Source organism: Pseudomonas sp. GW821-FHT05D12, from assembly GCF_059419825.1.
Genome location: NZ_JBWKSN010000001.1, coordinates 477112 through 496561, shown reverse-complemented (window position 1 = coordinate 496561; position 19450 = coordinate 477112). Strand labels below are relative to the sequence as shown.

General features: G+C 61.7%; 21 protein-coding genes, 4 tRNA genes and 1 pseudogene. 16 read left to right on the top strand and 10 right to left on the bottom strand.

Annotation, left to right across the window (positions count from 1 at the left end):
• The first annotated feature begins 3 nt into the window (after positions 1-3).
• The 3 genes from AC07SI_RS02305 (at position 4) to AC07SI_RS02295 (ending at position 332) form a co-directional block, all read left to right on the top strand.
• Positions 4-80, top strand: a tRNA-Pro gene (locus AC07SI_RS02305).
• A 5-nt stretch (positions 81-85) separates the two neighbouring features.
• Positions 86-161 (top strand) — tRNA-Lys (locus tag AC07SI_RS02300).
• A gap of 94 nt (positions 162-255) precedes the next feature.
• A tRNA-Pro gene (locus tag AC07SI_RS02295) sits at positions 256-332 on the top strand.
• A gap of 462 nt (positions 333-794) precedes the next feature.
• Here the strand turns inward: AC07SI_RS02295 and AC07SI_RS02290 are convergent.
• The 3 genes from AC07SI_RS02290 to AC07SI_RS02280 all read right to left on the bottom strand — a co-directional run bounded on the left by AC07SI_RS02290 (position 795) and on the right by AC07SI_RS02280 (position 3046).
• Positions 795-2093 carry an NAD(P)/FAD-dependent oxidoreductase gene (locus tag AC07SI_RS02290; RefSeq protein WP_065900570.1) on the bottom strand — a complete coding sequence of 433 codons (1299 nt, stop codon included), beginning with the start codon at positions 2091-2093 and terminating at the stop codon, positions 795-797.
• Positions 2094-2153: 60 nt separating this feature from the next.
• Positions 2154-2327 carry a DUF3094 family protein gene (locus AC07SI_RS02285; protein ID WP_048724181.1) on the bottom strand — a complete coding sequence of 58 codons (174 nt, stop codon included), beginning with the start codon at positions 2325-2327 and terminating at the stop codon, positions 2154-2156.
• Positions 2328-2416: 89 nt separating this feature from the next.
• The gene (locus AC07SI_RS02280; RefSeq protein WP_010213242.1) at positions 2417-3046 is read right to left on the bottom strand and encodes a DUF1780 domain-containing protein; all 630 of its coding nucleotides are present in this window, start codon (positions 3044-3046) and stop codon (positions 2417-2419) included.
• Positions 3047-3148: 102 nt separating this feature from the next.
• Between AC07SI_RS02280 and AC07SI_RS02275 the strand changes: the two genes are divergently transcribed.
• From AC07SI_RS02275 to AC07SI_RS02265, 3 genes are all read left to right on the top strand, one after another.
• On the top strand, positions 3149-3616 hold the full coding sequence (locus AC07SI_RS02275) for an FAD/FMN-containing dehydrogenase (RefSeq protein WP_495004993.1): 468 nt from the start codon (positions 3149-3151) through the stop codon (positions 3614-3616).
• Positions 3613-4302: an energy-coupling factor ABC transporter permease gene (locus AC07SI_RS02270; protein ID WP_106805187.1), complete on the top strand. Its 690-nt coding sequence runs from the start codon at positions 3613-3615 to the stop codon at positions 4300-4302. The genes AC07SI_RS02275 and AC07SI_RS02270 overlap by 4 nt, the downstream gene beginning before the upstream one ends.
• 64 nt (positions 4303-4366) lie before the next feature.
• A complete protein-coding gene (locus tag AC07SI_RS02265) occupies positions 4367-4582 on the top strand; it encodes a hypothetical protein (RefSeq protein ID WP_003171680.1) in 216 nt (71 codons plus the stop codon).
• Here the strand turns inward: AC07SI_RS02265 and yacG are convergent.
• From yacG to AC07SI_RS02245, 4 genes are read right to left on the bottom strand one after another with little or no spacing between them, the layout of a single operon-like run.
• Positions 4579-4779, bottom strand: coding sequence for a DNA gyrase inhibitor YacG (gene yacG / locus AC07SI_RS02260; RefSeq protein ID WP_003188437.1), 201 nt, complete (start codon positions 4777-4779; stop codon positions 4579-4581). The two genes, AC07SI_RS02265 and yacG, sit on opposite strands and share 4 nt — an antisense overlap.
• The gene (coaE, locus tag AC07SI_RS02255; RefSeq protein ID WP_065900573.1) at positions 4776-5399 is read right to left on the bottom strand and encodes a dephospho-CoA kinase; all 624 of its coding nucleotides are present in this window, start codon (positions 5397-5399) and stop codon (positions 4776-4778) included. The genes yacG and coaE overlap by 4 nt, the downstream gene beginning before the upstream one ends.
• Complete coding sequence (locus tag AC07SI_RS02250; protein ID WP_495004992.1) at positions 5396-6262, bottom strand: prepilin peptidase; 867 nt, start codon at positions 6260-6262, stop codon at positions 5396-5398. The genes coaE and AC07SI_RS02250 overlap by 4 nt, the downstream gene beginning before the upstream one ends.
• Positions 6259-7467 (bottom strand): type II secretion system F family protein, encoded by a 1209-nt coding sequence (locus AC07SI_RS02245; RefSeq protein WP_495004991.1) that lies wholly within the window; start codon positions 7465-7467, stop codon positions 6259-6261. The genes AC07SI_RS02250 and AC07SI_RS02245 overlap by 4 nt, the downstream gene beginning before the upstream one ends.
• Before the next feature lie 202 nt (positions 7468-7669).
• Between AC07SI_RS02245 and AC07SI_RS02240 the strand changes: the two genes are divergently transcribed.
• The 4 genes from AC07SI_RS02240 to AC07SI_RS02225 all read left to right on the top strand — a co-directional run bounded on the left by AC07SI_RS02240 (position 7670) and on the right by AC07SI_RS02225 (position 10116).
• Positions 7670-8083, top strand: coding sequence for a pilin (locus tag AC07SI_RS02240; RefSeq protein ID WP_065900578.1), 414 nt, complete (start codon positions 7670-7672; stop codon positions 8081-8083).
• 35 nt (positions 8084-8118) lie between these two features.
• Positions 8119-9519 (top strand): O-antigen ligase family protein, encoded by a 1401-nt coding sequence (locus AC07SI_RS02235; RefSeq protein ID WP_495004990.1) that lies wholly within the window; start codon positions 8119-8121, stop codon positions 9517-9519.
• A 48-nt stretch (positions 9520-9567) separates the two neighbouring features.
• A tRNA-Thr gene (locus AC07SI_RS02230) sits at positions 9568-9640 on the top strand.
• A 170-nt stretch (positions 9641-9810) separates the two neighbouring features.
• Positions 9811-10116 carry a DUF6388 family protein gene (locus tag AC07SI_RS02225; protein WP_065900582.1) on the top strand — a complete coding sequence of 102 codons (306 nt, stop codon included), beginning with the start codon at positions 9811-9813 and terminating at the stop codon, positions 10114-10116.
• Between the two features lie 43 nt (positions 10117-10159).
• Here AC07SI_RS02225 and nadC read toward each other — a convergent pair whose 3' ends face one another.
• Positions 10160-11008 (bottom strand): carboxylating nicotinate-nucleotide diphosphorylase, encoded by an 849-nt coding sequence (gene nadC / locus AC07SI_RS02220; RefSeq protein ID WP_495004989.1) that lies wholly within the window; start codon positions 11006-11008, stop codon positions 10160-10162.
• A gap of 246 nt (positions 11009-11254) precedes the next feature.
• On the opposite strand from nadC, the gene AC07SI_RS02215 reads away from it, so the two are divergent.
• The 6 genes and pseudogenes from AC07SI_RS02215 (at position 11255) to AC07SI_RS02190 (ending at position 17662) form a co-directional block, all read left to right on the top strand.
• Entirely contained in the window at positions 11255-13405 is a 2151-nt protein-coding gene (locus tag AC07SI_RS02215) for a DUF1631 domain-containing protein (RefSeq protein ID WP_495004988.1), read from the top strand.
• Positions 13406-13466: 61 nt separating this feature from the next.
• Positions 13467-14030, top strand: a complete 564-nt coding sequence (gene ampD, locus AC07SI_RS02210; protein ID WP_106805180.1) for a 1,6-anhydro-N-acetylmuramyl-L-alanine amidase AmpD — start codon at positions 13467-13469, stop codon at positions 14028-14030.
• Positions 14027-14863 (top strand): regulatory signaling modulator protein AmpE, encoded by an 837-nt coding sequence (gene ampE / locus AC07SI_RS02205; RefSeq protein WP_106805179.1) that lies wholly within the window; start codon positions 14027-14029, stop codon positions 14861-14863. Before ampD ends, ampE begins: the two co-directional genes overlap by 4 nt.
• 244 nt (positions 14864-15107) lie before the next feature.
• A pseudogene (locus AC07SI_RS02200) lies at positions 15108-16247 on the top strand (HAMP domain-containing protein); the annotation flags it as partial.
• Positions 16248-16391: 144 nt separating this feature from the next.
• Entirely contained in the window at positions 16392-17105 is a 714-nt protein-coding gene (locus AC07SI_RS02195) for a methyl-accepting chemotaxis protein (RefSeq protein ID WP_371920711.1), read from the top strand.
• 125 nt (positions 17106-17230) lie between these two features.
• Positions 17231-17662 carry a hypothetical protein gene (locus AC07SI_RS02190; RefSeq protein WP_065900596.1) on the top strand — a complete coding sequence of 144 codons (432 nt, stop codon included), beginning with the start codon at positions 17231-17233 and terminating at the stop codon, positions 17660-17662.
• Here the strand turns inward: AC07SI_RS02190 and AC07SI_RS02185 are convergent.
• Complete coding sequence (locus AC07SI_RS02185; RefSeq protein WP_495004987.1) at positions 17609-18385, bottom strand: TatD family hydrolase; 777 nt, start codon at positions 18383-18385, stop codon at positions 17609-17611. The genes AC07SI_RS02190 and AC07SI_RS02185 overlap by 54 nt on opposite strands.
• 2 nt (positions 18386-18387) lie before the next feature.
• Complete coding sequence (gene cra / locus AC07SI_RS02180) at positions 18388-19383, bottom strand: catabolite repressor/activator (protein ID WP_065900599.1); 996 nt, start codon at positions 19381-19383, stop codon at positions 18388-18390.
• Positions 19384-19450 lie beyond the last annotated feature (67 nt).

The window sequence follows — 19450 nt, the reverse complement described above, 5'->3', positions numbered from 1 at the left end:
AACCGGGGTATAGCGCAGTCCGGTAGCGCGCCTGCTTTGGGAGCAGGATGTCGGGAGTTCGAATCCCCCTACCCCGACCATATTTGGGTCGTTAGCTCAGTTGGTAGAGCAGTTGGCTTTTAACCAATTGGTCGTAGGTTCGAATCCCACACGACCCACCATTTTTGAGACCAGTTAACACTGGAATCGAATCTTAAGATCAGAGGCCAAAAGCGCTGATCGAAGAAGGCGACTGAAAGGTCGCCTTTTTTTTACCGGGGTATAGCGCAGTCCGGTAGCGCGCCTGCTTTGGGAGCAGGATGTCAGGAGTTCGAATCCCCTTACCCCGACCATATTAAAAATCCCCGTATCGAAAGATACGGGGATTTTTTTTGCCCGAAATTCAACCTCTGTAGGCGCCAGCACAATTCCAATGTGGGAACTGGCAGCCAGCGCAATTCCCCTGTGGGAGCGGGCTTGCCCGCGAAAGCGTTGTATCAGCGACACCTTCGTCGACTGACCCACCACCATCGCCAGCAAGCCAGCGCCTACAAGGAGTCCGCCAGCGCAACTCCCATGTGGGCTTGCCCGCGAAAGCGTTGTATCAGCGACGGCTTCGTCGGCTGACCCACCACCATCGCCAGCAGGCGAGCGCCTACAAGGAGTCAGCCAGTGCAACTCCCATGTGGGAGCGGGCTTGCCCGCGAAAGCGTTGTATCAGCGACGGCTTAGTCGACTGACCCACCACCATCGCCGGCAAGCCAGCTGACCCACCACCATCGCCAGCAAGCCAGCGCCCACAGGGTTGTGAGGTATCAGTGCAGCTTGAGGCGCGGCTCGGTCCCGCGCCCGATCTTGCTGCCCAGCATCAGCATCGCCGTGCGGAAGAAGCCATACAGCGCCATCTGGTGCATGCGGTACAGCGACACATAGAACATCCGCGCCAGCCAGCCTTCGAGCATCACGCTGCCGGTGAGGTTGCCCATCAGGTTACCTACCGCCGAGAACCGCGACAGCGAGATCAGCGAGCCGTAGTCGGTGTACTTGTAGGACGGCAGGTCCTTGCCCTCGATCCGCAGCTTCAGCGACTTGGCCAGCAATGAGGCCTGCTGGTGAGCCGCCTGGGCGCGTGGCGGTACATTGCGGTCAGTGCCCGGTTGCGGGCAGGCGGCACAATCGCCAAAGGCGAAGATATTTTCGTCGCGGGTGGTCTGCAGTGTCGGCAGCACTTGCAGCTGATTAATGCGGTTGGTTTCCAGGCCATCGATATCCTTGAGGAAGCCAGGCGCGCGAATACCGGCTGCCCACACCTTGAGGCTGGCAGGAATCACCTGGCCGCTGCTGGTGATCAGCGCGTCGGCCGTCACTTCGCTGACGGCCGAGTTGGTCAACACGGTCACCCCAAGTTTCTCCAGGGTTTTATGCACAGGCCCGCCTATGCGCTCCGGCAGCGCGGGCAATACCCGTGGGCCGGCTTCGATCAGGGTGATGTGCATGTTTTCCGGTTTGATCCGGTCCAGGCCATAGGCCGCCAGCTCATGGGCGGCGTTATGCAGCTCGGCGGCCAGTTCCACGCCGGTGGCACCGGCGCCGACGATGGCGACGCTGATCTGTTCAATGGTATCGGTCTGCCCGGCATGGGCGCGCAGGTAGTGGTTGAGCAATTGCTGATGGAAGCGCTCGGCCTGCTTGCGGGTGTCGAGGAACAGACAGTGCTGTGCGGCGCCTTCGGTACCGAAATCGTTGGTGGTGCTACCGACCGCAATCACCAGGCTGTCATAGCCCAGCACGCGCGCGGGCACCAGCTCACGGCCCTCTTCATCGAGGGTGGCGGCCAGCTGGATTTTCTTCTGCTCACGGTCGAGTCCGCTCATGCGCCCCAGTTGGAACTCGAAGTGGTTCCATTTGGCTTGGGCGACGTAATTGAGTTCGTCTTCCGAAGAGTTCAGCGAGCCGGCAGCCACTTCGTGCAGCAACGGCTTCCAGATATGGGTCAGGTTGGCGTCTACCAGCGTGATGCTGGCGGTGCCGCGCTTGCCCAGAGTCTTACCCAGGCGGGTAGCCAACTCCAGGCCGCCGGCGCCGCCGCCGACGATAATAATACGATGGGTCATGGGGATATCTCGCAAGGCTAAAAGAAATCGGAGCAGTTACCCCCGCGAGCGCCAGGCAGCTCATAGCGTCAGGTAACTCAAAAGGCGGCTCAGCAACCCGAGCCCGATCACCACCACCAGCACCACACCAAGGAGCAGCCACGGCCGGAAAGGCTTGCGCTCGACTTGGTTCTGGGAGAGTTGCAGGTACTCTTCGACATGCTGTTGGTCATCGGGGTTCAGGCGGCTGGTCATAAAGGCCTCGTCAGGTAGACGTTGCAAAAGGGCGCCACGTTACAGTCGGGAAGTGGGCGGTCTCGCCACAAGCGTAGCCTGTGCCCGCTTCACAGGCTGATGCCCACGTCGAACACTATGCTGCGCCCCAGGTTGTTGCGCAAGAAATCCGGTGCATCCGGATGCGCGAACAATACCCGCGCAAATGTCGGCCCAACCAGCGACAGCGAGCGCCAGCCCTGGCGCAGGTATTCGGTAGGCGGCGGGAAGTGGCTGTTGAGGTCCAGCACTTCGCGCTTGAGGCTGGTGAAGGCGACGATGTCCAACTCGCCCAGGTCCATCCCGCGTTCCTTGTAGTTATGGGCCTTCTTGCGCAGGGTCGGCGCCAGGCGCAGCAGGAATTCGTGGGCGGGAATACGCCGAGGCTTGGCTTCGCGCCGCACCAGTTGGCTGAGGGAAAACGCACTGCGCCGGCGCAGCAATTCGTCGCGCCATTCGTCGTTCAGGCGCCGTCCCTCATCCAATACGAAAAACACTTCGAAACTGGCATCGCGAAACAGCACGTCCGGCGGTTCCTGCCCGGCGGCGTGAAACTCCTCGGCCCGATAAGGCACATTCAAGCCTTGCAACAGGCGCTGGCAGACCCAACGCTCACGCTCCCATTTGCGGGCATTGGACAGGAACGCATTGGCTTGTTCGGCCGCTACGGTGAGCAGGCGCAAATAATCTGAGTCATCCATGCTTGCAGCTTAGCGTCCAAATGATGACCGCAGGAAGTCCCACTGCAAAAGGTCGGTGTAGACTGGCCACTCGACCGCTATGCCGAGGATGAGGAGTCCGCTGTGAAGTTTTTTCTGCTGCTGTTGCTTGGCCTGCTGCCCTTGTGCGCCCAGGCCGTCGAGGTGGGTGAGCGCCTGGCGCCGTGGACCCTGCTGGATCAATTTGACCAGGCCTACACCCTGAATGATCAGGCGCAGATTCTGCTGGTCGCGCGCAGCATGGACGCCGCCAAGCAGGTGGACGCAGCGCTGCAAGGCCAGCCCAAAGGTTACCTGGAAGCACGGCATGCGGTGTTTGTCGCGGACATACAGCGCATGCCCCGGCTGATCGCCAAGCTGTTCGCCGTACCCGCCATGCAGGCCTACAACTACCGGGTCATGCTTGATCGGGACGCGCGCATCGCCCCGCGCTACCCGGGCGCTGTGGATAAAGTGCTGTGGCTGCAGCTGGATAAAGGCCAATTGATTGAGCAACGCGAATACAGCTCCGCCACCGATCTGCGCCAGGCCCTGGAGCAGGTGAAGCTGTGATCAGCGCCGCCGTGCTGGCACCGACGACGCTCGGCATCGGTTGGTTGTTGTACGCGCCGGTGTTGCTGTGGGCGATCCTGCGCGCGCCGTGGGTCGAGTTGTTTGCCGACCGGCGGCGCCAGCATTTGCTGTTCGGCACGGTATTCGCGCTGTTCATGCTGTGGCTGGTACGGCGTGATTTCGATACCGGGGTTTCCTACCACTTTATCGGCATGACTGCCGTGACCCTGTTGCTGGATTGGCCGTTAGCCATTGTCGGTGGGTTTGCCGCCCAGCTGGGCCTGATGGCACTGGGGCGCCAGGATCTCGCAGCCCTCGGCGTCAATGGCATGCTGCTGATTGTGTTGCCGGTGCTGGTCACTGAAGGCTGCGCACTGCTGGTGGAGCGGGCGCAACCGCGCAATCCCTTCGTGTACATCTTCTGTTCCGGTTTCTTCGCTGCGGCGTTGTCGGCGTTGCTCTGCCTGCTAGCCGCATTGGGCCTGCTGTGGCTGGACGGGCGTTTTGCCATGCCGGAATGGCTGGAAGATTTCATCGGCTACCTGTGGCTGATCATCTTCCCCGAGGCCTTTATCAACGGCATGGTCATCAGCGCCCTGGTAGTGTTTTGCCCGGAGTGGTTGGAGACGTTCAATCGCACGCGCTACCTGTCGGCACCCTGGAAGGATGACGATTCGCGGCGTTGATCCAGATCAAATCCCGCGGGGTCGCGCAGGCCCATGCTCTGCAAAATTTTCCAGGAGCACGGACATGAGTGTGTACGAATGGGCACGGCAGGAGTTGCGCAGAAGCCAGGACGCGGCACAGGAAATCGGTTTCGATCCGGGCTTGACCCTGCGCGCCATGCTCAGCGCGGTGGTGCAGCAGAGCAAGGGGGTACGCAGTTTCGAAGACCTGGCCGACGAGCTGCAATACCTTGCAGAGAATCTCGACGACCAGCAGGAATATGCCTTTATGCGCCCTTAATGACGCGGCGGCAGGTCCTCGGAGAACAGCTCGTCTTCAGCATCCGGAGCCACCGGGATCTTGTGTTCCTCAGCGGCCCACGCGCCGAGGTCGATGAGTTTGCAACGGTCCGAGCAGAACGGCCGGTTGAGGTTGGTCGCTTTCCATTCCACGGGGGCGCCGCAGGTTGGGCAATCGACGGTCAAGGGTTGGCTCATGATCGGCCTCCACGCAAAGTAAGGTAAAAGTGGTGCAGTCGCTCGACCTCGCTGTGCAGCCAGGCCAGGTCCTGGTCATTGACCAGTACGTCATCGGCATGGTTCAGGCGGTCTTCGCGGCTGGACTGGGCCTTGAGGATCGCCTGCACCTGCTGTTCGCTGATGCCATCGCGCTGCAGGGTACGCTGAATCTGCAGCGATTGCGGCACGTCGATCACCAGGATGCGCTGGGTCATGCTGTACTGGCCGGATTCGATCAGCAGCGGCGACACCAGAATCGCGTAGGGTGACTGCGCGCGCGCCAGGTGGCTGCGAATCTCTTCGCCAATCAGCGGATGCAGCAAGGCTTCGAGCCAGCGTCGCTCTTCAGGTACTTCAAAGATCAGCTTGCGCAGTGCGGCGCGGTCCAGCTGGCCGTCAGGTTGCAGCACGCCGTCGCCGAAATGCTCGGCGATGCATGCCAGTGCCGGCCGCCCAGGTTCGACCACCCAGCGCGCGGCGTGATCGGCGTCCACCAGGTCGATGCCCAGGTCGACAAAGTGCTGGGCAGCTGCGCTCTTGCCACTGCCGATACCGCCAGTCAGGCCAAGAATCCAGGGTGTTGCAACAGAATTGGTCATCTGAAACCGACAGACTGCAAATAGAAGTCGGTTATTTGACCACCCCAGAGCAATGCAATCCAGCCGGCAATCGCCAGATACGGACCAAATGGCATGGGTGTCGACGCCTGGGCCTTGCGCATTCGCATCAGGATCAAGCCACAAAATACCCCCACCAGCGATGACATCAGCAGTGTCATGGGCAGGATCTGCCAGCCGCCCCAGGCCCCGAGCAGGGCGAGCAACTTGAAGTCGCCGTGGCCCATGCCGTCCTTGCCGGTGGACAGCTTGAACAGCCAGAACACGCTCCACAGGCTCAGGTAGCCGATCACGGCGCCCCACAGGGCATCGGGCAACGTGGTGAACAGCCCGAAGCTATTGACGATCAGCCCCAGCCACAACAGCGGCAATACCAGCACATCCGGCAGCAGTTGGTGGTCGGCATCGATCAGGCTCATCGCCAATAACCCACAGCTCAACAGCATCAGCGCTGCGGCTTGCCAACCGAAACCGAAATGCCAGGCCACCAGCGCGCAGAGCAACCCGCTCGCCAGTTCGGTGAGTGGGTAGCGCGCACTGATCGCTCCCCGGCAGTGAGCGCAGCGGCCCTTGAGCAACAGATAACTGAGCAGGGGAATGTTTTCCCAGGGGCGGATGGGGTGATTGCAGTGGGGGCAGCATGAGTGGGGCAGCATCAGGTTGTAGGTCGGCCCGGCAGGTTCGGCGGGCAAGCCGAGCACTTCATGGGCCTGGGCTCGCCATTCCCGTTCGAGCATTTTTGGCAGGCGCCACACCAGTACGTTGAGAAAACTGCCGACGATCACCCCCAGCACCAAGGCCATCGACACAAAGGCCCAGGCGTGCTCGCTCAGCAGCAGGCTCAAAATGCGCTCCCCAATTGGAAAACCGGCAGGTACATGGCAACGACCAGTGCCCCGACAATCCCGCCCAATACCACCATGATCAGGGGTTCCATCAAGCTCGTGAGGTTATCGACCTGGTCGTCCACTGCGGCCTCGTAATGACTGGCGACTTTTTCCAGCATGCGGTCCAGGGTGCCCGACTCTTCGCCGATCGCCGTCATCTGGATCGCCATGCCGGGAAACAGCCCGCTGGCGGCCATGGATTGATTCAATTGCATACCGGTGGATACATCGTGTCGCATAAGCTCGATTGCCTGTTTGAACGGTTCTGAACCAGCAGCGCCGGCCACCGACCCCAGCGCCTGCACCAGCGGAACGCCGGCAGCAAACGTCGTGGAGAGCGTACGGGCGAAGCGGGCTACTGCCGATTTCTGCAGCAGTTTGCCTGCCAGGGGCGTTTTCAACAAACCGGCGTCCAGCCAGCGACGAACCTCTACTGAAGCGCGATAGGCGTGACGCAACCCCATGGCGGCAGACCCCAGGCCCAGCGCCACGATCCACCAGGCGCGTTGCATGAACTCGGACAGCGCGATCACGTGGAGGGTGAAATCCGGCAGCTTGCCGTCGACCCCGGCAAACAACGTCTGGAATTGCGGCACCACGTGGATCAACAGCACGCCGGTGACGACGCTCGCGACCACCAGCACTGCGATCGGATAGGTCATGGCCTTTTTGATTCTGGCTTTGAGCCGTTCGCTCTTTTCCCGGTGGACCGCCACGCGCTCCAGCAAGGTCTCAAGTGCCCCCGCTTGTTCACCGGCAGCCACCAGGTTGCAGTACAGCTCATCGAAATAGCGCGGTTGTTTGCGCAACGCTTCACTCAGGTTGGTGCCGGCGGCGACCTCCTGCTTCAAGCGCTGCACCCGCTCGCGCACCGAGGGGTTGTCGACGCCTTCGCTGATGATGTCGAAGGCCTGCAGCAGCGCGATCCCGGCTTTGAGCAGCGTGGCCAGTTGGCGCGTGAACAAGGTGATGTCCGCCGGTTTAACGGGCGGGGTGAAGCTCGGCAGCCAATGCGATCGTTCGCGCACGCGACCGGGGCTGATGCCTTGCTGGCGCAGCTGCGCCTTTACCAGGGCCGGGTTGTGCGCCGTGGCATGCCCGCAGACCTTGCGTCCTTTGCGGTTGATGCCTTCCCAGGCGTAAATCGTCGAGGCGTTGTTCATGTCACGGTTCCGCACACAAGTCGTCGAAGATTTATAGCTTAGTCAGGTGACGGATTCGGGCTGGCGGGGAACCACCGATAAAATGTCAGAATGTGCGTCTTGTGCGCGATTGACCGCTTGCAGATGAGTACACTGGCGCCGCTGCAAAATACGGGGCGCAGGACGCGCCTGGTCATGAGTTTTATTCTGGAGAGTGAATGTGATGCGTCAGAAAGGTTTTACCCTGATCGAGTTACTGATCGTCGTGGCAATCATCGGCATTTTGGCCACCATCGGCCTGCCGATGTACACCACCCACCAGGCCAAGGCTAAATTCACTGCCGGCCTGGCTGAAATCACGGCGTTGAAAGCCGGGTACGAAGACACCCTCAATCAAGGGACCGTGCCCACCCTGGCATTGATCGGCGGCACCAGCCCCACGGCCAACTGCAAGATCGACGTCTCCGGCGACGTTGCCACGGGGGCCGGTTCCATCAGCTGCGAAATACTCGACGCACCGGCACCGGTGCTGGGCAAGAGCATCAACCTCACGCGCAATGCCACCACGGGCTGGAAGTGCAGTACGACCGCCGATGCCAAATATGCAGCCAAAGGTTGCGGCGCCGACGGTGCCTGACTGCTAAACCATCCACATGGACGTAGAGGTGGCCGATGTCGTTATCTGTACAGCAGCGCGGCAGTATTTTCCTGGTAGTGACGGTGTGTTTGCTGGTTGTGGGGATATGCGTGCCCTTCAGTGGGCATGATCTACAGCGGACATTGCAGATTGCCATTGCCGTCTGCGCGGTGCTGTATGGGCTGTCGGTGACTTCGCAGGAGCGGTTGGTGGATCGGTCCACGGCCCTCGGGCTCGCGCTGATCATCGTGCTGGGGCTGGTGTCCTCGGCGCTGGCCCGACAGCCGCTCTGGGCGTTTACCGAAGTGGCGTTGTTTGTCGGTTGCGCGGCGATCACCGTGGCGTTTGCCGTGCTGCGTCGCCGCGAAGGTGAGCCTCTGGACCGTTTGCTGGTCATGGTCGTGGTGTTGCTGTGCCTGATCAAATCCATCCAATACCTGTACGCCGGCGCGGTGGCCTTCAGCAGTGGTGCGCTGACGCTGGACCCTGACCTGTTGCTGTCGAGCTTTTCCAACAAGCGCTTTTACGGCCAGTTCCAGACCTTTACCTTGCCGCTGCTGGCGCTCCCCCTGTTACTGCCCAAGGCCTCTCGAACCCAGCGAGGCCTGGTATTTGCGTTGCTGTGTGTCTGGTGGTTGATCGCGATCAGCGGCGGCACGCGCGGTACATGGCTTGGCCTCGGCGTGGCCGGGGCGGCGCTGGCGATGTTGGGGCCCTGGGGGCGGCGCTGGCTCGGCTGGCAATTGGCTGCAGTGTCATGCGGCTTGTTGCTGTACTGGCTGTTGTTCACGGTGTTGGCGGATTACCTGGGAATCGAGATTACCAATGCTGCGCGTGATCGCCTCACCACCTCGCTGTCGGGGCGTGGCCCGATCTGGTGGCAAGCGTGGCATATGCTCGTCGAGCGCCCCTGGCTGGGCTTCGGGCCGATGCATTTTGCCGATATTGCCAACAAGATTGCCGCTCACCCCCACCAGGCCATTCTGCAATGGGCCAGTGAATGGGGAGTGCCATCCGCCGTGTGCGTTGCGGCCTTGGCGTGGCGAGGTGGCTGGGCCACGTTGGCTGTGCTGCGTGAGCGCGCGCTGTCCGCCGAACGTGCGGACCTGCTGAGGCTATGCCTGTTTGCGGCATTGGTTGGCGCGTTGGTGCAGTCCATGGTCGACGGCGTTATTGTGATGCCAGTCTCCCAGGTCTGGCTGGCGCTGGTCGTGGGCTGGCTGCTGGCACTGCATGAGTGGCGGTTGCCGGCTTTCGCAGCGGTGCCATGGTTGCAGGGGGCATGGAAAGCCCTGAGTGTATTGGCCGTTGGTCTGTTGATCTTCATCGCAGCGCGCGACATCCCGCACATCACCCAAGCCCAGCAGCAGTACCTGGACAGCCATGGCAATTTGCTGCAACCCCGCTTCTGGACCCAGGGCGTGATTGCCCGTTGAGGGCCGCAAGTTGCCGGACGCCCGATGCGGTGCTAGCTTTAGCCCACCGCCCGTGTAGCTCAGCCGGTAGAGCAGCGCACTCGTAACGCGAAGGTCGCAGGTTCGATTCCTGTCTCGGGCAAAAGGGCACTACTGTTTCAAAGGCAACACTGTCTCAAAGGCAATACTGTTTTCAGATGATCCCAGAATGGTTCTGAAGGCCAGACGAGCTGGCATTTGCGCCCGCTCTTTTGTATCTGCGCAACCTTGATGACCCAGATGCATCCCCATTCCTCGATCTAAGAGAACAACATGACCACAACTGAAATGACCCAGGAAGTTCGGCATCAAGCAGCCCTCGAAAAATACCTCGAGGAATCGCCGCAGCTTAAAGAAGAGATCAAGGACCTGAGCGCCGATGATCAGCGCGACCAGATTCAGTGGGCATTCGAGGACGAGGCCGAGAGCCGGGGCTACCAGCCCTGGGAGCTGACCCTCTATTACACGTCGACACCGGAAGAATTCGAAGCCGCCAGGCTCGCCTTGCACAAGGAGGCGTCCGAGGTACTGGGCGTCGACTGGGAAGAATATTGCGAGATGAACGGCCTGGTTGTTTGAATCAGCCTGCAGGAGCCGGCAACCCGGCTCCTGCAGATTTTCCTCAGATGCTGAGACGCATCGACAGATCCACCGCTTTTACATCCTTGGTCATCGCGCCAATGGAGATGTAGTCCACCCCGGTCTCGGCGATAGGCAGCAGCGTGCTTTCATTGATCCCGCCGCTGGCCTCCAGCTTGGCCTTGCCGCCATTCAGGCGCACGGCTTCACGCATGTCTTCCAGGCTCAGCTCATCGAGCATGATGATATCGGCGCCCGCCGCCAGCGCTTCGCGCAGTTCCTGCAGGCTTTCCACTTCGATTTCCACCGGTTTGCCGGGGGCGATCTTGTGCGCGGCGGTGATGGCTTGGGCGATGCCACCACAGGCGGCAATATGGTTTTCCTTGATCAGGAACGCGTCGTACAAACCGATACGGTGGTTGTGGCAGCCGCCGCAGGTCACCGCGTACTTCTGCGCCAGGCGCAGGCCCGGCAGGGTTTTGCGGGTGTCCAACAGCTTGACCTGAGTGCTCGCGACAAAATCCGCCAGGTACTGCGCGCGGGTAGCGACCCCGGAGAGCAATTGCAGGAAATTCAGCGCACAGCGTTCGCCGCTGAGCAGCGAGCGTGCCGGTCCTTCAAGGCGGAACAGCACCTGATTGGGGCTGACGCGCTCACCGTCGGCCACCTGCCAATGCACGGCGACGCGTGGGTCCAACTGGCGGAACACTGCATCGACCCAGGCCGTCCCGGAAATGACTGCGTTGTCGCGGGTAATGATGGCGGCCGTGGCCAGCCGTTCGGCCGGGATCAACTGTGCGGTGATGTCGCCGCTGCCGATGTCTTCCAGCAGTGCGCGGCGCACGTTGGCTTCGATTTCGGCGATGAGGTCGGCAAGACGGAGATTCGGCATAACAGGCTCCACAAACAAAGTGCCCCGATTATAGGGGCAGTGCGCGTCCGAACCCACACTCGCTGCTCATTTACCGCGCCGTCGCAGAGTTTGCTGGCGCAACCCCCCTCATTTGCAAGATAATCTCGCGCCTTTCAATTGGCGTCATAGCTTTGACGTCATGGTAATCATCGGCTATCCAGTGTGCCCACGCGGGCCCGTAGCCGGTCTTTGCCCCACTCAATACCGCCGTTTCAGGAGGCCAGGATGCACAATGACGGAAAGGTGGTGCCAATCAACAAGGCACACGCCACGCCATCTCCGCTCGCCCGGTTGCCGGTGGTGTTGCTGCAGGTTCGCGACAAGGCAGCGCAACAGCTGCAGCAGGGGCTGCAGGAACTGTTCGATAACGCCGACGACACGTTGTTCGAAATGGCCGACAAGGCCCGTAACAACGTCGATCACCATATTTTCTTCGAAGCCATGCGCGACCTGCGCCTCAAGCGCAAGAATTTCGAGCGCGTGTTCATGGAGCGCCTGTTCGAAGCCTTTGCCAACCTGGGCGACGCGGGGCGGGGGGCGTTGAAATGGGTGCCGGTGATGTCCTACGACGCTGCACCTGGTACCTCCAGGGATCAACTGGAAAAAGCCGTGGCGCTGGAGGCCATGCTGGGCCGGGTGCATCACCGCGACGGCCTGGCGCTGGGGCAACTGACCGCCCGTTTGAGTGCATTGCTCGGCAATCGCCTGGACGATCGGGAGAACCCGCTCGGTCCGGCGCTGCTCTGCGAGTTTTTCCTGCGGGCGGGGCGCAGCCTCGGCGTGGAAATTCGCGTCAAGCTGATCATGCTCAAGCTCTTCGAGAAATACGTGCTCAGCGATGCCGACCAGTTGTACGGCGAAGCCAACCAATTGTTGGTCGCGACGGGGGTGTTGCCGGAACTCAAGGCCGCCCCCTCGCGCCGCCCCGGTGGGCGTGCCGCCCGTGAACAACCCAGTCCGGATGCGCAGCCGGGCGCCGAGCAGCCTGTCGATGACAGCGGCCAGCAAGCGTTCGCCGTCCTGCAGGAGCTGCTCAAAGCCGTGCGCGGCAGCGTGGCCCCCACCCTCGAAGCCAGCGCCGAGCCCCAGCCAATCGCCACCCGTGACCTGCTCAGGCTGCTGTCCCATTTGCAGCAGTATGTGCCGGAGCCGGAGCTTGAAGACGACTTCGATCTGCGCAACCAGCTGGAACAACTGCTCACGCGTGTCAGCGTCAAGAGTGGCAAGTCGCGGGTGGTGGAGGATGCAGACGAAGACGTGATCAACCTGGTCGCGCTGTTGTTCGAGTTCATCCTCAATGACCGCACGGTGCCCGATGCCTTCAAGGCCTTGATCGGCCGATTGCAGATCCCGATGCTCAAAGTCGCGGTGTTGGACAAGAGCTTTTTCACCCGCGCCAACCACCCCGCGCGGCGCCTGCTCAATGAAGTCGCGGCGGCGGCCATGGGCTGGAGCCCGTGTGATGACTATCAGCGCGACCACCTGTACCTGCGTATCGAACAAGTGGTGCAGCGCCTGCTCAACGATTATGTCGAAGACCCAGCGATTTTTTCCGGGTTGTTGACCGAGTTCAGTGCGTTTACCGCCGATGAGCGGCACCGCAGCGAATTGCTCGAACAGCACACCCGCGAAGCCGAGGAAGCTCGCGTACGCACCGAGGCGGCCCGTCAGCGAGTGGCTGATGTGCTCAACCGGCGGCTGCTGGGTAAGGTCCTGCCACGCACGGTGGTGCAGTTCCTCCAGCAGGCCTGGAGCCAGGTGCTGTTGCTGGCCAGCCTCAAGCACGGTGAGCAGTCGGTGCAATGGCAAGCGGGGCTGCGCACCCTCGACGAACTGATCTGGAGTGTCAGCCTGCAGCAAGACACCGAAGCCGGGCGCCACTTGCTGGAACAGTTGCCGGGATTGCTCAAGGCGTTGCGTGACGGATTGACCAGCGCTGCGTTCGACCCATTCAGCACGCGTGATTTTTTTGTGCGGCTGCAGGCCCTGCATAGGCAGGCGACTGACGACCTCGATGAGCTGATCGAGGTGAGTGAGCCCTTTGTACTTGGGGCGGTCCCGCATGAGACGGATGAAGACCTGCCGGACAACGATCCCGACCTGCTCCAGGCTCGGCAATTGCGGATGGGGCAGTGGTTGGAGTTCCATCGCGAGACTGCCAGCAGCCTGCGATGCAAGCTCACGATGATCATGGCGCCGGCCAATCGCTACATCTTTGTCAGTCGCACGGGGCTCAAGGTCCTGGAGCAAAGCGCCGGCCAACTGGCGGTGGCATTCAAGGCTGGCACGCTGCATAGGCTCGACGATGGGCCCTTGTTCGAGCGTGCGCTGGCGGCGGTGGTGGGCAAGCTGCGACAACTCAATCGCGGCAAGTGATCGCAACCACAGGGGCGAACGCGGCATACTGGTAACACTTTGTCTCGTTCAAGGAACCGGTATGCAGTTGGACTCCGCCAGCGGTTGGTGCAAGGGTATTCGTCATTGCCCTTCGCCCAACTTCAACGAGCGCCCCGCAGGCGAAATCTCACTGTTGGTGGTGCATAACATCAGCCTGCCGCCCGCGCAGTTCGCTACCGGCAAGGTGCAGGAGTTTTTCCAGAACCGCCTGGATGTCACGGAACATCCCTACTTTGAAGGGATTGCTGACCTACGGGTGTCCGCGCATTTTCTGATTGAGCGCGACGGCGCGGTGACGCAGTTTGTGTCCTGCATCGACCGCGCCTGGCATGCCGGGGTCTCGTGCTTCGAAGGGCGAGAGACGTGCAATGATTTTTCCCTGGGAATCGAGCTGGAAGGCACCGATGACCTGCCGTTCACCGACGCCCAGTATGTGTCGCTGATCGACCTGGCCCGCCAGTTGCTGGCGGCCTACCCAGGGATCACGCCGCAGCGGATTTGTGGCCACAGCGATATCGCGCCGGGACGCAAGACCGATCCCGGCCCCGCTTTTGATTGGACGCGCTTTCGCAGCGCCCTGCTGGATGGAGGACACGCACAATGAGTTTTCTGGTGTTGGTGCTGGCGGTCTGGATCGAGAAATTCTCGGCCCTGCGCCGGCGTGTGCAGCGCGATGGCGGTTGGTTGCGCGAGCTGGCCAAGCTGGAATCCAGCCCGCGCATGGGCAAGCAGCCCTGGCTGATTCTGACCGTGATGGTGTTGCTGCCGGTGGCGTTGCTGGCGCTGTTGCTTCTGGTGCTGGAGCCGGTGGCCTACGGGTTGTTGGCACTGCCGGTGCACCTGGTGGTGGTGATCTACAGCCTGGGGCGTGGCGATCTACTGGCCGGGCTGGGCCCGTTTCGCGATGCCTGGCGGCGCGGCGACCTGCAAGCCGCGGAGCACGTGGCCGAACGCGACCTGAGCCTGAGTGCCGACAGCGGCGAACAGCTGCTCGAGCGTGTCCAGGGGCATCTGCTGTGGCAGGCCTACCAGAGCTTTTTCGCGGTGATTTTCTGGTACTTCCTGCTGGGACCGGTGGCCGCCCTGGCGTATCGCCTGCTGGCGCTGGCCAGCGAATACAGCAAGAACCCGCTGGTGGCCGAGCGTGCCGGGCAATTGCGGCATGCGTTTGACTGGTTGCCGGTGCGCCTGCTGGCAGCCAGCTTCGCCCTGGTAGGCAATTTCGTCGCGGTCAGCCGCGTGATGCTGCACGAGCTGTTGAACTGGGATATCAGCGCCGCCCAACTGGTGGAAAAGGTGGGCCTGGTTGCCGCCGAAATCCCGCCGCCAGTGGTCGGTGCCGATGGCATCAACAGCTTGGACCGCCTGTGGGAGCTGCTGCTGCGCGCGGCGGTGCTGTGGTATGCCGGGTTCGCTATTTGGACCGTGTTGCCCTGATCCTCACAGACCCCCGGTTCGCTGGCGATACGAGCACTTTGGTGGTTACACCACCCGAGTTGCGTCGATCGCCGGCAAGCCGGCGCCTATCTCGTTAACTTTACGTTACAAAACTCCCTTTCAAATTGAGCTATACAGACAGAGCGCCAAATAGTGGCTTTCTGCCGCCGCCCTGCGCCTCAAATAAAAATAATAGAAAGGGAGTTCACCTGTGAAGAGCTTGCTCTATCCCGCCGTCGCGCTGATGAACCGTCTGAGTTTCGGCATGAAGTTCAGCCTGATCAGCGTGCTGTTCCTGCTGCCGATGCTGGCAACCAACTATTACCTGGTACGTGATTCCTGGCGCGAGTTCCAAGGCACGCGTATCGAACTGCAAAGCCTGGATCTACTCGGCAGCAGCCTGGCGCTGCGCCGCGACCTGGAAACCCTCAACAACCAGGTGCAGATCAACGCGACCCTGGGGCAGGCCGGCAAAGCCGGTGACCTGGAGGGCAAGATCACTGCCCTGGAGCAAAGCGTGCTGACCCGCCTGCAAGGCCTCAGCGCGATGGCCACCGACCCTGAGCAAATCGCCGCCTTTGACGCCAAGCGCGACGAGCTGGTCGCGGCCTTCAAGGCCCAGCAACAGGAAACCTCGCTGCTGAGTAAAAGTGCGTTGATCGGCAAATTGCTCAACAAGGCGCAGATGCTCAGCCAGATCATCGCCAGCCAATCCGGCTTGAGCCGCGACCCCCAGAGCGATTTGCGCCAACTCAGCGAACTCATCACCAGCGTGACCCCGCAGGTCACGCAAACCCTGGGGGAGGGCCGGGCGATGGGCGCGTATTCGCTGGGCCAGGGGTTCCTCAATTCATCCTCCAGCACGCGCTTTGACGAGTTGTTGCAGCAGTTGGAAAAGCTCCAGGCCGAATACGGCTTGAAGTTGCAGGACGCGTTGGGTTCCAGCAAGACCGCGCACACCGCGCTCGACAGTTTGGCCAAGGCCAGCAACGCCAGTCTCAAGCAAGGCAGCGAGCTGTTTGAAGAACAGGTGGTGATGGCCGAGACCCTCGATGCGCCCTGGCAGGCGTTCTACGACAACGTCACCCAACTGATGGCCCAGACGTATCAATTGGATGAAGCAACCCTGAGCTTCATCGGCCAGCAACTGGAGCAGCGCCTGGCGCAGAACCGCACACACATGGTGGTGCTGGTGTCGGCCCTCAGCGCGGTGTTCCTGCTGATCTTTTACTTGTATGCAGGTTTCTACGCCTCCACGCGTACCACGCTGCGGCGTTTGGGGGCGATGATGGACAAGGTCGCCGCCGGTGATATGACCGTCACTTTTGTCGCCCACAGCCGCGATGAATTGGGCGACCTGGGCCAGGTGTTCAACGGCACCGTGGCAAAAATCCATGACTTGATCGAGCGCGTCGGTCACACCGTCAGCCAGGTTGAACTGCAGGCCGGCCAGGTGGAAGCGGTCTCGGCGCAGAGCAACCAGGCCGTCTCCGGCCAGCGCACTCAAATCGAGCAGGTCGCAACGGCCATGAACCAGATGTCGTCTACTGCCCAGGAAGTCGCGCGCAGTGCGGCGGCGGCGGTCAGCAGTGCCCACAGTGTCAATGATGAAACTGTCAGCGGCCGTGGCCTGGTGCAATCCCAGCAGGGCAGCATCGCCCGGCTGGCCTCGGAGATCGATGAGTCGGTGCGGGTCATCAACCAGCTGGCCACCGACAGCCAGTCGATCAGCAGCGTGTTGGAAGTGATCAAGAGCATCGCCGAGCAAACCAACCTGCTCGCGCTCAATGCTGCCATCGAGGCGGCGCGGGCGGGTGAGCAGGGGCGCGGGTTTGCGGTGGTGGCCGATGAAGTGCGCACGTTGGCCCGCCGCACCCAGCATTCCACCGAAGAAATCGAGCAGATGATCAGTCGTTTGCACAGCGGGGTGGCAGCCGCGGTGAAGGCCATGGGCACCAGCCATGAAATGGCGAATGGCACGGTAGGGCAGTCGGAAAAAGTCCAGCAGGCCCTGGAAAACATCCTCGGGGCCGTAGGCATGATCGTCGATCAGAACCAGCAGATTGCCGCCGCGGTGGAGCAGCAGACCGCCGTCGCCCACGATATCGACCAGAACATCGTCGAAATCAATCGTGCCGGCGAGCATGCGGCCGAGGGCGCACATCAGACCGAAGCGGCGAGCCGGCAGCTGTCGATGCAGGTGATCGAATTGAAGCAACTGATCGGGGCGTTTCGTGTGTAAGGCGCAAGAGTAGGAATTGTCTACTTATGACGTAGTTCGTGTCTTGATTCGCCGCTCGCTCTTCTGTGGCTGTGTGAATGGGTGAGAATTTGTTTCACACACTCAAGGTACTGGGGAGCACGGCGATGGCCACGGCAATCGGCATCAAAGGGCACTGCGCCCATTGCGACATCACGTTTGAGCTCAAGCCTTGGCAGTTGAATGCCATCGCCATCGAAGAGCCCTTCGATTGCCCGTATTGTCATCGGGTGTTGCAGCTGAGCTGTCCGCGGCAACTGCGTCAGTTCAAGGCGCTCGACCACTGGGCGCTGGTGCATCCGAGCATGGCGGTCCTGACGTGTGTGGTGCTGATCGTGGCACTGGTGGCGGAGTGGGTGGGATTGATCAGTGTGATCGGCCAGCTCAACGTGTCATTGGTGGTGCTGCTGGTGCACTTCCTGGCATTGCGTTATGCCCGTTCGCGGCAGCGGATCACCCTGGACCTGCAAGCGGTCATGCCGGCACTACCAGTTGAACACCTCGCACGCATTGCGTGTGCTCGCCTCAGCCAGCAATAAGGGCGTGGTCCCCATGCGCGCGGCCAGGTCGATGCAGATCGCCGGCAAATGCTGCGGGCTATTGCGTTGGCCAGGGTACATGGCGGGCGCCATGTCCGGTGAGTCGGTTTCCAGCACCACCGCGTCCAACGGCAATTGCGCCAGTACCTTGTGCATACGCAAGGCCTGGGGCCAGGTAGCGGCGCCGCCCAGTCCCAGTTTGAAGCCGAGCTTGATGTACTCGCGGGCTTCTTCCCGGCTACCGGCAAAGGCATGGATGATGCCGCCCCGTGGCAGGCGGATGCGCTTGAGGGTGGCGATCACCGCCGCGTGACTGCGGCGTACATGCAGCAATGCCGGCAGTTGGCAGTCCACGGCGAGCTTGAGCTGGGCTTCAAACAGGTGTTGCTGGCGTTCGCGGTCCAGGGTTTCGAGGAAATAATCCAGGCCGATCTCGCCCACGGCGCACAGTTGCCGATGGCCCTGCAGGCGGGTCAGCCAGTCGCCCAGCTCGGTCAGGTCGGCAGGTCGATGATCATCGAGGTACACCGGGTGCAGGCCGAAGGCGGCGAACAGGCTTTCGTCTGCTTGCACCAGGTCCCACAGCCGCTGCCAATTCTGCTGATACACGCCCAACACCACCATGCGCCGAACGCCCAGCGCGTGGCTGTGGGCGAGGACTTCGCGGCGATCGCTGTCGAAGTCCGGGAAGTCCAGGTGGGTGTGGGTGTCGATCAGCTCCACGCTCAAGCCTCGTGAATACGCTGCTTGAACGTGCGGCCGATGGCGTGCACGCCGGGTTGGTACTGCTCGTCTTCGATGGCGGCCAGGGCCAGGCGCAGGGCGGTGTCGGCGATCAGTTGGTGCTGCTGGGCCATTGCGTTGACCGGCAACGGCAGGAAGTCCAGCAGTTGGGTGTCACCAAAGGTGCCGAGGCTCAGGGGTCGCGACTTCAACGGGAAGTCATGCAGCGCATCGAACACGCCTTGCAGCAGCACGTAGGACGTGGTCACCAGCGCGTCAGGCAAATGCCCCAGGCGTTGCAGTAATTGCTCCATCAGTTGTCGGCCACAGTCACGGCTGAAGGCTTCGCCGTGTTCGACCAATACCTCGCCCTTGAAGCCTTGCAGCGCCTCATGGAAACCTGCCGCGCGCTCCTGGCTGATGCTCAGCTCGGGGCGCGCGCCGATCAGCACGATCTGCTTGGGCAGCGGTTGCAGCAGGCTGCTGGTCAATTGCTGGCAGGCCTGGCGGTCGTCGCTGACCACCGAGCAGAACTGCCCAGGCTCCATTACCCGGTCGATGGCGATCACCGGCAAGCCCTTGGCTTGCAACTCGCGGTAACTGTCATCGCTGGCGGGCAGGCAGCTGGCGACGAACAGCGCGTCACAACGGCGCGCGCGGAACAGCTGCAGCAGTTGGCGCTCGCTGTCGGCCTCGTCATCGGAACTGGCGATCAGCAACTGATAGCCACGTGCCCGTGCGCCTTGCTCCAGCAGCTTGGCGATGCGCGCGTAACTGGGGTTTTCCAGATCCGGCAGGATAAACCCCAAGGTACGCGTGTGCCGGCTGCGCAGCCCGGCGGCCTGGGGGTTGGGGGTGAAGCCATGGGCTTCGACCACGGCACGCACCCGTTCGACGGTGGCGTTGCTGATCCGTTGCTGTTCAGCCTTGCCATTGATGACATAGCTGGCGGTGGTCACGGACACACCGGCGAGACGCGCGATATCACTGAGTTTCAAACCGGGATTTCCTTGTTTTTTGGAGCTTGCCCCGACATTTTGTCCAATCGTAACCGATTACGGCACG